The organism is Pseudomonas sp. Q11 (assembly GCF_024494355.1).
Taxonomy (GTDB): Bacteria; Pseudomonadota; Gammaproteobacteria; order Pseudomonadales; family Pseudomonadaceae; genus Aquipseudomonas; species Aquipseudomonas hefeiensis.
Genome location: NZ_JAKNQY010000008.1, coordinates 187786 through 200751, shown reverse-complemented (window position 1 = coordinate 200751; position 12966 = coordinate 187786). Strand labels below are relative to the sequence as shown.

The following is a 12966-nucleotide window of genomic DNA, read 5'->3' as shown; positions in this document are numbered from 1 at the left end:
TTTTTGCTTACTTTTGGCGCTTTTCCAAAAGTGAGCCGCTGTAAGAGCGGAACCGTCAGCGGCCGTTACCGCAGCAACGGATATACACACCGATCACCCCCCCCCCCAAAAAAAAAATAAAGCCAAAAAAACGGCGCTTTCCGTCTCGGAAGAAGCGCCGTTTCTCTTGAGTGACAGGAGCTCAGTATCAGTCAATGTACTCAAACAACTTGACGATCTTCTGCACCCCGGAAACCCCTTGCACCAGGTTGGTCGCCTGCGCAGCCTCCTGCTTGGTCAACAAGCCCAGCAGATAGACAATGCCATTCTCGGTCACGACCTTGATGCGCGAGCCGGGAATGCTGGCGTCGGTGAGCATCTGCGTCTTGATCTTGGTGGTCAGCCAGGCATCGTTCTGGCGCGCCAGCAGCGAGGAGGGTGGCAGGACCTGCAGTTCGTTATGCACAGTCTTGACCCGCTGCACAGCGCTTGCAGCTTGCTCGGCCTTGGCCTTGAGGTCCGCGCGTGGGGTCTGGCCCGCCAGTAGGACGACACCGTTGAAGCTGGTGACGACGATGTGCGAGTTGTTGTCCAGGTCCGGGTCGGCCTTGGCGATGTTTACGCCCGCTTTGGTTTCGATCAACGAGTCGTCGATCTTGCTGCCGAAGGTGCGGGTGCCGCGGTCGTCTTCAATCGGCTTTTCCCGGCTGGCGTTAACCACCGATGTGCAGCCGCTGATGCCGAGGCACAGGGTCAGGGCCAGAAGGCCTAGGCGATTAGGGGTCATTCTTCACTCCCGAACAGTTGGCTGTCGATCAAGTCGCAAAGACAATGAATCGCCAGCAGATGGACTTCCTGAATGCGTGCAGTGACATTGGCCGGTACGCGAATCTCGACGTCTTCGGGCAACAGCAGTGACGCCATGCCGCCGCCATCGCGACCGGTCAATGCTACGACAATCATTTCGCGATCATGTGCGGCCTGGATCGCCTGAATAATATTGGCCGAGTTACCGCTGGTGGAAATAGCCAGCAACACATCGCCAGGCTGGCCCAGGGCGCGGATCTGTTTGGAAAACACTTCGTTGTAGCTGTAGTCGTTGGCGATCGAGGTGATCGTCGAGCTGTCGGTGGTCAGTGCGATCGCTGGAAGGCTGGGGCGCTCGCGCTCGAAGCGGTTGAGCAGCTCCGACGAGAAGTGCTGGGCGTCGCCGGCAGAACCGCCGTTGCCGCATGAGAGCATTTTGCCTTCATTGAGCAGGGCGTTGACCATCACTTGGCTGGCTTGCTCGATGTGCGGTGCAAGTACGTCCATCGCCTGTTGCTTGGTGTCGATACTGGCCTGAAAAAGCTGGCGAATTCGCGATTGCATGTCCATCAGTGTGACCTTAAGTAGCGCGGCTTATCGGCACAAACATGTGCGGCGCGCAAAGCAAAGAGCAAAAAAATTGGGTGAAGGTGTCCGGCTCGGCTCGCCATGGGTGTTGACGCTCAACTGTCGAAGGCGTTCTGCAGCCAGTTCAACTGATCAGCGTTGCTGTCGATGGCAACCACGTCGAAACGGCAAGGGTGATCGGCCCAGCGAGACTCGATTTGCAGGAAATACTGCGCGGCGAAAATCAGCTTCTGGCGCTTGCGTGCGTCGATGCTGTCGAGCGCGCCACCCCATTGAGTATTTTTTCTGTAGCGGACTTCGACGAATACTACTGTATCGCCGTCAAGCATGACCAGATCAAGCTCGCCACGTTTACACAGCCAGTTCTGCGCCAGTAGCCGCAAACCCTGCTGTCGAAGATGCGCGAGAGCCTGGCCCTCGGCATCCCGTCCGCTTTGCTGGCGTGATCGGTCAGGCATCAGCGCTGAGTGTCTGGCAGGCGCTGCACCTGACCGTTAACGAACTCGGCCCATGGCAGTTGACGTTGTACACGCTGGGATTGCGACACTGCCAGGCTGCCCGACAGGCCTTCGATACGACTGTCCGGCAATGCCTTGAGCTGGCCCAGGCGCGGAGCCAGGCGATAGGCATCTGCACCCATCGCGTACAACCGGCCCAGGCTACCGGCGGCCTGGGGCCATTGTGCGGTGACCTGCTTGCGCAGCGGATCGTTGGCATCGAGCAGCCACGGGGTTTCGCAGAAGCGCACGCCGCTCATGTCGTTGTACTGATTCTGGTCGCCACTGGCGCTGAATACGTGGGAGGTGGCGTACACAGGCACGTCGCCGGCGTACTGAAAGTTCAGGGTCGGCTTGATCTGCTGGGCCTGTTGCGGGGTCGAGGCCAGGAAAAGGAACTCGATGTCCTGGCGTCGGGATGGCTGGGCCGCCACCGTGGTATCGAGTGTGCTTTGCAGGCGCTTGGCGCGACCTTCGCTCTGGCGCAGATGGAACATGTCGGCGATCTGCTGGGCCAGTTGCACTGGCTGGTCGATGCGTTCGACAGCGATGATGGTGCCACCATTGGCCTGCCAGTCCTGGCTGAAGGCTTTGAGGACACGATCACCCCATTCACCTTTCGGCACCATGACTGCGGCACGATGCAGGCCGTCCGCACGGGCGCGACGCGACACTTCGCGGGCTTCGTCTTCAGCGGCCAGGCCAAACTGGAACAGCTGTGCCGGGCCTTGCTCGCCTTCGCTGTAGTTCAGCGCCAGGGTGGTGATCGGCAGTTGCGGGCGGGTGCTCAGTTGCTTGACCAGTGGTTTTTCCAGCGGGCCGACCACCAGTTGCACGCCATCGGCCTGGGCCTTGCGATAGAAGTCATCCAGGGACGTCAGGCGCGAGCTGTCATAAAACTGAATGCTCGGTGGGTTCTGCCCGGCCTGTTGGGCCTGATAGTGGGCAGCCATGAAACCTTCGCGCAGGGCTCTGGCGACTGAGGACAGTGGGCCGTCCTGAGGCAGCAACAGGGCGATCTTGCCCAGCGGCTGGCTGGCCAGTTCCTTGAGCTTGATCAATGGTGTCGGCAACTGAAGAGCGGCTGGGTGCTTCGGGTTCTGTTCACGCCAGCTATCGATAGCCGCCTGTTGTTGCTCCAGGGTGCCGGCGGTTTTCACGGTCTGGGCCAGACTCAGCCAGCCACCGAGATCGTCGGTGGTGGTCGGTTGCAGTTGGTCAGTGGGCAGCGAGGCGATCAGCGCCCAGATCGCCTCGTGGTTTTTTGCCGCCGCTTCGTTTTCGAGCAGGGGCGCAATGAAGATCCGTTCCTTGGCGGCTGCCAGGGTCTGGCCATCGGCCTCAAGGGCGCGGGCGTGGACGGTGCCGGTGCGGACCTGTTGTTCCACCGGCAGCTCGCTCAGGTGTTGCAGGCTCGGGTGACTCAGGGCGGTCAGCGCTGCTTTGGGTTGATTGCGCGTCATTGCCAGTTCGGCCGCCAGGGTGCTGGCGAAAATCTGCTGGCCGGGCTTGAGTTGCTCCATCGGCACCTGTTGCAGGATCTGCGCGGACTGGCCGGCATTGCCCTGGCGGTAGGCCAGGTCTGCTGCACTCAGGCGCAACAGGGCGGCTTCTTCCGGGGTTTTGCTTTGGGTGGCCTGTTCGAGCAGTTGCTCGATACTGGCATCCGGGGTCCGTGGAAGTTCGCCAAGACTGGAGGAGGGCGAGCTGGCGCAGGCTGCCAAAAGGGCAGCGAGGCAGAGGGCGGAGAGCAGCCGCAGGCAAGCGATCATGTAAATGTTCCTGATACGAGATCAAATTAGCGTCGAATTGTACCCAAGCACTGGCCGGGGCGCGATGTTAGTGGCGTGAATCGATCAATTTAGGTATTTCAAATGTTTCGGCGGGGCACAAAGGCGCTGTTCACTCAGGTGGTGGCACTAAACCTGTGGCGAGGGGATTTATCCCCGATGGGCTGCGCAGCAGCCCAAAAAAAGCTGGAAACCCTTCAGCCTGACACATCGAGGCGGCAGGTCTTGGGTCTGCTGGGCAGCCCAGCGGGGATAAATCCCCTCGCCACAATGGCTGATGTGAACCGCTAAGGCGGCCGGCACACGCTACAATGGCGGTTTTACCGATCATGAGGTGTGCGCTTTGACTGCTCCAGGTGCTTTGAATTCCGCTGCCGGCTCGCTTTATGTGGTGGCGACGCCCATCGGCAACCTGGACGATATCAGTGCCCGGGCACTGAAAATCCTGCAGGAGGTCGCCCTCATCGCGGCCGAAGACACGCGCCACTCTCAACGCCTGTTGCAACATTTCGGCATCTCGACGCCGTTGGCCGCCTGTCATGAGCACAACGAGAGGGACGAGGGCAGTCGTTTTATCACTCGCCTGTTGGCGGGCGATAACGTTGCGCTGATTTCCGACGCGGGTACGCCGCTGATTTCCGACCCAGGCTATCACCTGGTACGCCAGGCTCGGGCGGCCGGTATCAATGTAGTGCCAGTGCCGGGGGCCTGTGCCCTGATCGCCGCGCTTTCGGCGGCGGGTCTGCCGTCGGACCGTTTCATCTTCGAAGGTTTTCTGCCGGCCAAGGCGGTGGGGAGGCGAGCGCGCCTGGATTCCATAAAGGAAGAGCCGCGTACGTTGATCTTTTATGAGGCGCCGCACCGCATCCTTGAATGCCTGCAGGACATGGAGCTGGTGTTCGGTCCAGAGCGTCCGGCACTGCTTGCCAGGGAGCTGACCAAAACCTTCGAAACCCTCAAGGGCCTGCCCTTGGCGCAGTTGCGCGCCTTTGTCGAAAACGATAGCAACCAGCAGCGCGGTGAATGCGTCGTGCTGGTGGCGGGCTGGACGGCGCCGGAAAGTGAAGAGGCTGTCAGCGGTGAAGCGATGCGCATCCTCGACCTGCTGCTCGAGGAAATGCCTCTCAAACGCGCCGCTGCCCTGGCAGCGCAGATCACCGGCGAGCGCAAGAATGTGCTGTATCAGGTTGCGCTGGAAAAGCAGAAAGCTCAGTGAGGCAGGTTGGTTGTCGCGCAACGCACCATAATGGCCTGAGGCTTTTATCGCTTGTTCTTCGGCCGCTCTGCCGTTAACCTTCGCGGCGGAGAGTCGATCGGACAGTCGCTGCCCTCTATGAAAATTAGGGGGGGGAGGAAAGTCCGGGCTCCATAGGGCGAAGTGCCAGGTAATGCCTGGGAGGCGTGAGCCTACGGAAAGTGCCACAGAAAATAACCGCCTAAGCGTTTCGGCGCCGGTAAGGGTGAAAAGGTGCGGTAAGAGCGCACCGCACGACTGGCAACAGTTCGTGGCTAGGTAAACCCCACTTGGAGCAAGACCAAATAGGGTCCCAAGGCGTGGCCCGCGCTGGGACCGGGTAGGTTGCTAAAGATGTCCAGTGATGGCCATCGTAGACGAATGACTGTTCAAGACAGAACCCGGCTTACAGATCGACTCTCCACCTTTTCCCCTCCTGCCAGAATCGCTGGCAGACGCAATTGCTAAGACCAAAAAAATCTTACTCTTAACAAATCACTTTAACTTCTGAGTGCAGCTTCCTGTGTTCACTGAAGTTGTGGTGAAAATTCCTACGTCAGATTCCCATAGCCCCTCCATATTCGCTCCTAAATCTCCGATCTATAAGGCTTTTCCTTCAATCCGCGCCTTGACGGTGCGGTGGGCGCATTCCTATAGTGTGCGCAAGTGGCGGAAAGTGGCATGAAGTGGGTTTTTTGAGCGTAAAACGCAAAATTTTTGGAGAAACGCTGACGTGTTTCGCGGAGCTAACGCTATCAGTCTCGATGCAAAGGGCCGTCTCGCCATGCCGAGCCGGTACCGTGACGAGCTCGTTTCGCGGAGTTCCGGGCAATTAATCGTCACGATCGACGCCGTTGACCCATGTTTGTGTGTTTACCCTCTGGATGAGTGGGAAATCATCGAAACCAAACTGCGCGCACTGCCTTCGCTACGTGAAGAGAACCGCCGCTTGCAACGCTTGCTGATCGGTAACGCCGTCGATCTCGAACTCGACGGCAGCGGTCGTTTCCTGGTTCCGCCGCGTCTGCGCGAGTACGCGAAGCTGGACAAGCGCGCAATGCTGGTGGGCCAACTGAACAAGTTCCAACTGTGGGACGAAGATGCCTGGGATGCGGTCTCTGCCGCTGACCTCGCTGCTATTCAACAACCGGGCGCCATGCCTGATGAACTGCGTGATTTGATCCTGTGACTATTGATAGCGGCTTTAACCACATCACCGTACTGCTTGACGAAGCCGTCGAGGCTCTCGCCGTACGTCCTGATGGCTGCTATCTGGATGGCACGTTCGGGCGCGGCGGGCACAGCCGGCTGATCCTCAGCAAGCTCGGTCCGGACGGCCGGCTGCTGGGGTTCGACAAGGATCCTCAAGCGATTGCCACCGGGCAAGCGCTAGCGGCCGAAGACGGCCGCTTTGTCGTTGTGCAGCGCAGCTTTGCGGAGCTGGGCTCGGAAGTGGCCCAGCGTGGCCTGGCCGGCAAGGTCAATGGCGTCCTGCTCGACCTGGGGGTGTCTTCGCCGCAGTTGGACGACCCCGAGCGCGGCTTCAGTTTTCTCAATGATGGCCCGCTGGACATGCGCATGGATCCGTCTCGCGGCATCAGCGCCGCCGAATTCGTCAATACCGCCGCGGTGGAAGAAATCGCCCGTGTGTTCAAGGAATACGGCGAAGAGCGTTTTTCCGGCCGCATGGCCCGCGCCGTGGTCGAGCGTCGCGACATCAAACCGTTCGAGCGCACCGGTGATCTGGCCGAAGTGCTGAAGGTTGCCAACCCGGCATGGGAAAAGGGCAAGAACCCGGCTACCCGTGCTTTCCAGGGCTTGCGCATCCACGTCAATAACGAGTTGGGTGATCTCGAGGCCGGCCTTGAAGCGGCGCTTGAAGCACTTGAGATCGGTGGTCGGCTGGTGGTGATCAGCTTCCATTCCCTGGAAGACCGTATCGTCAAGCTGTTCATGCGCAAGCTCACCAAGGGCGAGGCCGATAACCTGCCACGCAACCTGCCGGTGCGTTTCGAAGCCTTCGTGCCGAAAATCAAGATCCATGGCAAGGCGCAGTTTGCCTCCGAGGCCGAACTCAAGGCCAACCCGCGTGCCCGTAGCGCTGTCATGCGTATCGCGGAGAAGTTGCGGTGAGCAGGCTCTTCGCCAAGCCCCTGCCTGGCGGCAGCTTTTTCATGCTGCTGCTGTTTATCGGCGTGCTCGTGTCGGCCATCGCCGTGTCCTACAGCGCGCACTGGAACCGGCAGTTGCTCAATAACCTGTACAGCGAACTGAGCGTGCGCGACAAGGCCCAGGCCGAGTGGGGCCGGTTGATTCTGGAGCAGAGCACCTGGACCGCCCATAGCCGCATCGAAGTCCTGGCCACCGAGCAACTGAAAATGCGCATTCCCGGTGCTGCCGAAGTGCAGATGGTGGCGCCATGATGAAGCTCGAAGGGGCACTCTTTCCGTGGCGCTTCCGCCTGGTCCTGGGGCTGCTCGGGATCATGGTGGGGGCTATCGTCTGGCGCATCATCGATTTGCAAGTGGTCGATCGTGATTTCCTTCAGGAGCAAGGCGATGCCCGCAGCTTGCGTCATATTCCGATTCCGGCTCACCGTGGCCTGATCACCGACCGCAACGGCGAGCCGTTAGCCGTGAGCACCCCGGTAACGACCTTGTGGGCAAACGCCAAGGAAATGCAGCAGGCCAAGGAAAAATGGCCGGCCCTGGCCGCCGCCCTTGGGCAGGACCCCAAGGCCCTGGCTGAGCGTCTTGAAGCCCAGGCCAATAAAGAATTCATCTATCTGGTGCGCGGGTTGACGCCCGAGCAAGGTCAGAGAGTGCTCGATCTGAAAGTGCCGGGCGTCTACGGCATCGAAGAATTCCGGCGTTTCTACCCGGCCGGTGAAGTGACCGCCCACATGGTCGGTTTTACGGACATTGACGACCGAGGGCGAGAAGGGGTCGAGTTGGCCTATGACGAATGGCTCGCCGGGGTGCCCGGCAAGCGTCAGGTCATCAAGGATCGGCGTGGCCGGCTGATCAAGGATGTCCAGGTCACCAAAAACGCCAAGGCCGGCAAGCCCTTGGCGTTGTCCATTGATCTGCGCCTGCAATATCTGGCCAACCGTGAGCTGCGTAATGCCATCGTCGAGAACGGCGCCAAGGCCGGTAGCCTGGTGATTCTCGACGTGAAGACCGGCGAGGTCCTGGCCATGGTCAACCAGCCGACCTACAACCCGAACAATCGCCGTAACCTGCAACCGGCGATGATGCGCAACCGCGCGATGATCGATGTGTTCGAACCGGGCTCGACCATGAAAGCCGTGTCCATGGCGGCGGCTCTGGAAACCGGGCGCTGGAAGCCGGGTGACACGGTCGAGGTGTATCCGGGCACCTTGCAGATCGGCAAGTACACCATTCGGGACGTTTCCAGGAGCGAAGGCCCGGTGCTCGACCTGACCGGCATCCTGATCAACTCCAGTAACGTGGGCATGAGCAAGATCGCCTTCGATATCGGCGGGGAAACGATTTACCGTCTCGCCCAGAAAATCGGTCTTGGTCAGGGCACTGGCCTGGGCTTTCCTGGCGAGCGTGTCGGCAATCTGCCGAACTACCGCGAGTGGCGCAAGGCTGAAACGGCCACGTTGTCATACGGCTACGGTGTTTCCGTGACCGCGATCCAGTTGGCCCACGCGTTTTCGGTGCTGGCCAACAACGGCCGCATGACGCCGCTGTCGCTGATCAAAACCGACAAGGCCCCGGAGTCTACTCAGGTCATTCCGGAGGATGTTGCCAAGACGATGCAAGGCATGCTGCAACAGGTGATCGAAGCGCCGCGTGGGGTGTATCGCGCCCAGGTGCCGGCCTATCACGTGGCAGGCAAGTCGGGTACGGCCCGCAAAACCTCCGCGGGCGTCAAGGGCTATGCCGAGAATTCCTACCGTTCGCTGTTTGCCGGTTTTGGCCCGATGAGCGACCCGCGCTACGCCGTCGTGGTGGTCATCGACGAACCGAGCAAGGCCGGCTACTTCGGGGGGCTGGTTTCGGCGCCGGTGTTCAGCAAAGTGATGTCCGGCACCCTGCGCTTGATGAACATCACCCCGGATAACCTGCCGCCGACCCAGCAGGCCAATACCGCACCGGTCGTACCCTTGAAAGCCGAAGGAGGGCGTGGCTGATGTCCCTGAGCCTGAACAAGATTTTTGCCCATGCCGGCCACGATCTGCTGATTCGCGAATTGGCCCTGGACAGTCGCCACGTGCGTGCCGGGGATCTGTTCCTGGCCGTGCCGGGCGCACGTTTTGACGGCCGCGCCCACATCGCCGACGCCTTGAAGCGCGGTGCGGCTGCGGTGGCTTATGAAGTCGACGGCGCAACCGTGCTACCGATCACTGATGTGCCGCTGATTCCGGTCAAGGGACTGGCGGCCCAATTGTCGGACATCGCCGGGCGTTTTTACGGCGACCCGAGTCGTCACCTGAACCTGATTGGCGTGACCGGCACCAACGGCAAGACCAGCGTTACCCAACTGGTGGCCCAGGCGCTGGACCTGTTGGGTCAGCACTGCGGCATCGTCGGGACCTTGGGTAACGGTTTTCATGGCGCACTGGAGAGTGGCCTGCACACCACGCCGAACCCGATCGCCGTGCAGGCAACCCTGGCCGACCTGAAAAAGGCCGGAGCCAAGGCCGTTGCGATGGAAGTTTCTTCCCATGGCCTGGATCAGGGGCGTGTGACGGCCCTGGCGTTCGACGTCGCGGTCTTGACCAACCTGTCGCGCGATCACCTGGATTACCACGGCACCATGCAGGCTTACGGCGAAGCCAAGGCCAGGTTGTTTGCCTGGAATGATCTGAAGTGCCGAGTCATCAACCTTGACGATGCGTTCGGCCGGCAATTGGCCGCCGATAAGCGCGAGTCCCGGTTGATCACCTACAGCCTGGAAGATGCCAGCGCCTACCTTTATGTACGCCAGGCGCAATTCGATGACGAAGGCGTGCGCGCCACGTTGGTCACTCCCCAGGGTGAGCACCACTTGCGCAGCACCTTGCTCGGTCGTTTCAACCTGAGCAATGTCTTGGCGGCCATTGGTGCCTTGCTCGGCCTGGACTACGCGCTGGATGAAATCCTCAAGGTCCTGCCCAAACTCGAAGGGCCTACCGGGCGCATGCAACGGTTGGGTGGTGGAACGCAACCTTTGGTGGTGGTCGATTACGCCCATACCCCGGATGCGCTGGAGAAAGTCCTGATGGCCCTGCGGCCACACGCCAAGGGCAAGCTGCTGTGCCTGTTCGGCTGCGGCGGCGATCGTGACCGCGGCAAACGTGCGCTGATGGCCGAAGTGGTCGAGCGCTTGGCCGACGGGGTAGTGGTCACCGACGACAATCCGCGTACCGAAGACCCCTCGCAGATTTTCGACGACATCCGCGCCGGCTTCTCGGCAGTGGATAACGTCACTTTCGTGGCCGGTCGCGGCCAGGCAATTGCCCAGTTGATTGGCGGTGCGTCGGCGGACGATGTCATCGTCCTGGCCGGGAAAGGCCATGAGGACTATCAGGAAATCAACGGCGAACGCCATGCCTTTTCCGATCTGGTGGAAGCCGATCACGCCCTGACCGCGTGGGAGGTGGCCCATGCTTAAGGCTTTGAAGCTCAGCGAACTGGCCAACGTCCTGCAGGCGCGTCTGATCGCGGCTGACGCCAGTTTCGATGGTGTGAGCATCGATAGCCGGGCGATTGCGCCGGGGCAATTGTTCGTTGCCTTGGCCGGGCCGCGTTTCGACGGCCACGATTACCTGAACGACGTGGCCGCCAAAGGTGCAGTTGCGGCACTGGTCGAGCGCGAAGTGACCAACAGCACGCTGGCGCAATTGCAGGTCAATGACACTCGCCAGGCCCTGGGTCAGCTCGGTGCATTGAACCGCGCCGCATACCGCAACCCGGTCGCGGCCATCACCGGCTCCAGCGGCAAGACCACGGTCAAGGAAATGCTCGCGAGCATCCTGCGCACCCGCGGTCCGGTGCTGGCGACTCGTGGCAACCTCAATAATGACCTGGGTGTACCCCTGACATTGCTGGAACTGGCACCGCAACACAGTGCCGCCGTCATTGAACTCGGCGCCTCGCGGCTCGGTGAGATTGCCTACACCGTGGGCCTGACCAAACCTCACGTGGCCGTGATCAACAACGCCGGGACCGCCCACGTCGGTGAGTTCGGTGGCCCGGACAAAATCGTTGAGGCCAAGGGTGAGATTCTCGAGGGGCTGGATGCCGATGGCGTCGCCGTGCTGAATCTCGACGACAAGGCCTTCGAAACCTGGAAGACCCGGGCGGGCCGGCGCAAAGTGCTGACCTTTGCCCTGAGCAATCTTGCCGCGAATTTCTACGCCAGCGATCTGGACCGCGATGCTCGCGGCTGCCCTGCCTTCAATCTGCACTGCCCCGACGGCGCAGAGCGGGTCCAGTTGAACCTGCTCGGTACTCATAACGTCGCCAACGCCTTGGCCGCTGCGGCGGCCGCTCATGCATTGGGCGTGTCGCTGCCGGGCATCGTTGCCGGCTTGAACGCGATGCAACCGGTCAAGGGGCGTTCCGTTGCGCAGTTGGCCAGCAACGGCATGCGCGTGATCGACGACACCTATAACGCCAACCCGACGTCCATGTGCGCCGCGGTGGATATCCTCGCCGGTTTCCCCGGCCGTACCGTGCTGGTGCTGGGGGATATCGGCGAGTTGGGCGGATGGGCGCAACAGGGGCATCACGACGTCGGCGCCTATGCGCGTGGCAAGGTCGATGCGCTGTATGCCGTCGGCCCGATGATGGCCCATGCGGTCGCCGCGTTTGGCGAACACGCACAGCATTTCAGCACTCAGGCCGAGTTGATCCAGGCCCTGAGCGCCGAGCAAGACCCGAACACCACCTTATTGATCAAGGGCTCACGCAGTGCCGCGATGGAAAACATCGTTGCAGCGCTGTGCGATTCCCGTATGGAGAAACATTAATGCTGCTGCTGCTAGCGGAGTACCTGCAACAGTTCCACAAAGGCTTCGCGGTCTTCCAGTACCTGACCCTGCGCGGGATCCTGGGTGTGCTGACCGCGTTGTCGTTGTCGCTGTTCCTGGGCCCGTGGATGATCCGCACCTTGCAGAGCCTGCAAATCGGCCAGTCGGTCCGTAACGACGGCCCGCAATCGCACCTGTCCAAATCCGGTACCCCGACCATGGGCGGCGCACTGATCCTTTCGTCCATCGGCATCAGTACCGTGCTCTGGGCCGATCTGGCGAACCGGTACGTGTGGGTGGTGTTGCTGGTGACCCTGTTGTTCGGCGCCATCGGCTGGGTCGACGACTACCGCAAGGTCATCGAGAAGAACTCCCGGGGGCTGCCGAGCCGCTGGAAATACTTCTGGCAATCGGTGTTCGGCCTCGGCGCGGCGATCTTCCTTTATATGACCGCCGCCTCGCCGGTGGAAACCACCCTGATCCTGCCGATGCTCAAGGATTACAGCATTCCGATGGGCGCTGGCTTCATCGTGCTGACCTACCTGGTGATCGTCGGTTCGAGCAACGCGGTCAACCTGACTGATGGCCTCGATGGCCTGGCGATCATGCCGACCGTGATGGTGGGCGGCGCGTTGGGGATCTTCTGCTACCTGTCGGGTAACGTGAAATTCGCCGAGTACCTGCTGATTCCTTATGTGCCAGGGGCCGGCGAGCTGATCGTGTTCTGCGGTGCGCTGATCGGTGCCGGGCTGGGGTTCCTGTGGTTCAACACCTATCCGGCACAAGTTTTCATGGGCGATGTCGGCGCGCTGGCGCTGGGCGCGGCGCTGGGCACCATCGCCGTCATCGTTCGCCAGGAAATCGTCCTGTTCATCATGGGCGGTGTGTTCGTGATGGAGACCCTGTCAGTCGTCATTCAGGTTGCTTCCTTTAAATTGACCGGCCGCCGGGTATTTCGCATGGCGCCGATCCACCACCACTTTGAACTCAAGGGCTGGCCCGAGCCGCGCGTGATTGTCCGTTTCTGGATCATCACCGTGATTCTGGTCCTGGTCGGCCTTGCCACCCTGAAGCTGAGGTAGAACG

At 60.9% G+C, this 12966-nt stretch carries 12 protein-coding genes and 1 other RNA gene; 9 read left to right on the top strand and 4 right to left on the bottom strand.

Features of this window, described 5'->3' with window-relative positions; genetic code table 11:
- Positions 1-187: 187 nt before the first annotated feature.
- The 4 genes from MA884_RS11580 to MA884_RS11565 form a co-directional block, all read right to left on the bottom strand.
- Positions 188-766: a BON domain-containing protein gene (locus tag MA884_RS11580; protein ID WP_047228807.1), complete on the bottom strand. Its 579-nt coding sequence runs from the start codon at positions 764-766 to the stop codon at positions 188-190.
- The gene (locus MA884_RS11575) at positions 763-1356 is read right to left on the bottom strand and encodes a phosphoheptose isomerase (protein ID WP_007928463.1); all 594 of its coding nucleotides are present in this window, start codon (positions 1354-1356) and stop codon (positions 763-765) included. The genes MA884_RS11580 and MA884_RS11575 overlap by 4 nt, the downstream gene beginning before the upstream one ends.
- 113 nt (positions 1357-1469) lie before the next feature.
- Positions 1470-1832 (bottom strand): YraN family protein, encoded by a 363-nt coding sequence (locus MA884_RS11570; protein WP_256230646.1) that lies wholly within the window; start codon positions 1830-1832, stop codon positions 1470-1472.
- A complete protein-coding gene (locus MA884_RS11565) occupies positions 1832-3643 on the bottom strand; it encodes a penicillin-binding protein activator (protein ID WP_256230645.1) in 1812 nt (603 codons plus the stop codon). Before MA884_RS11565 ends, MA884_RS11570 begins: the two co-directional genes overlap by 1 nt.
- A gap of 361 nt (positions 3644-4004) precedes the next feature.
- Here MA884_RS11565 and rsmI point away from each other — a divergent pair, with 361 nt between their 5' ends.
- From rsmI to mraY, 9 genes are all read left to right on the top strand, one after another.
- Complete coding sequence (gene rsmI, locus MA884_RS11560; protein WP_256230644.1) at positions 4005-4877, top strand: 16S rRNA (cytidine(1402)-2'-O)-methyltransferase; 873 nt, start codon at positions 4005-4007, stop codon at positions 4875-4877.
- 89 nt (positions 4878-4966) lie between these two features.
- An RNA gene (rnpB, locus tag MA884_RS11555) (RNase P RNA component class A) lies at positions 4967-5320 on the top strand.
- Positions 5321-5628: 308 nt separating this feature from the next.
- On the top strand, positions 5629-6084 hold the full coding sequence (gene mraZ / locus MA884_RS11550; protein ID WP_008147486.1) for a division/cell wall cluster transcriptional repressor MraZ: 456 nt from the start codon (positions 5629-5631) through the stop codon (positions 6082-6084).
- Positions 6081-7028: a 16S rRNA (cytosine(1402)-N(4))-methyltransferase RsmH gene (gene rsmH, locus MA884_RS11545; protein WP_371134767.1), complete on the top strand. Its 948-nt coding sequence runs from the start codon at positions 6081-6083 to the stop codon at positions 7026-7028. The genes mraZ and rsmH overlap by 4 nt, the downstream gene beginning before the upstream one ends.
- Entirely contained in the window at positions 7025-7318 is a 294-nt protein-coding gene (gene ftsL / locus MA884_RS11540; protein WP_256230642.1) for a cell division protein FtsL, read from the top strand. Before rsmH ends, ftsL begins: the two co-directional genes overlap by 4 nt.
- Complete coding sequence (locus MA884_RS11535; protein ID WP_256230654.1) at positions 7318-9057, top strand: penicillin-binding protein 2; 1740 nt, start codon at positions 7318-7320, stop codon at positions 9055-9057. Before ftsL ends, MA884_RS11535 begins: the two co-directional genes overlap by 1 nt.
- Complete coding sequence (locus MA884_RS11530; protein ID WP_256230641.1) at positions 9057-10520, top strand: UDP-N-acetylmuramoyl-L-alanyl-D-glutamate--2,6-diaminopimelate ligase; 1464 nt, start codon at positions 9057-9059, stop codon at positions 10518-10520. Before MA884_RS11535 ends, MA884_RS11530 begins: the two co-directional genes overlap by 1 nt.
- Entirely contained in the window at positions 10513-11880 is a 1368-nt protein-coding gene (murF, locus tag MA884_RS11525; protein WP_256230640.1) for a UDP-N-acetylmuramoyl-tripeptide--D-alanyl-D-alanine ligase, read from the top strand. Before MA884_RS11530 ends, murF begins: the two co-directional genes overlap by 8 nt.
- Entirely contained in the window at positions 11880-12962 is a 1083-nt protein-coding gene (mraY, locus tag MA884_RS11520) for a phospho-N-acetylmuramoyl-pentapeptide-transferase (RefSeq protein ID WP_256230639.1), read from the top strand. Before murF ends, mraY begins: the two co-directional genes overlap by 1 nt.
- Positions 12963-12966: the final 4 nt, after the last annotated feature.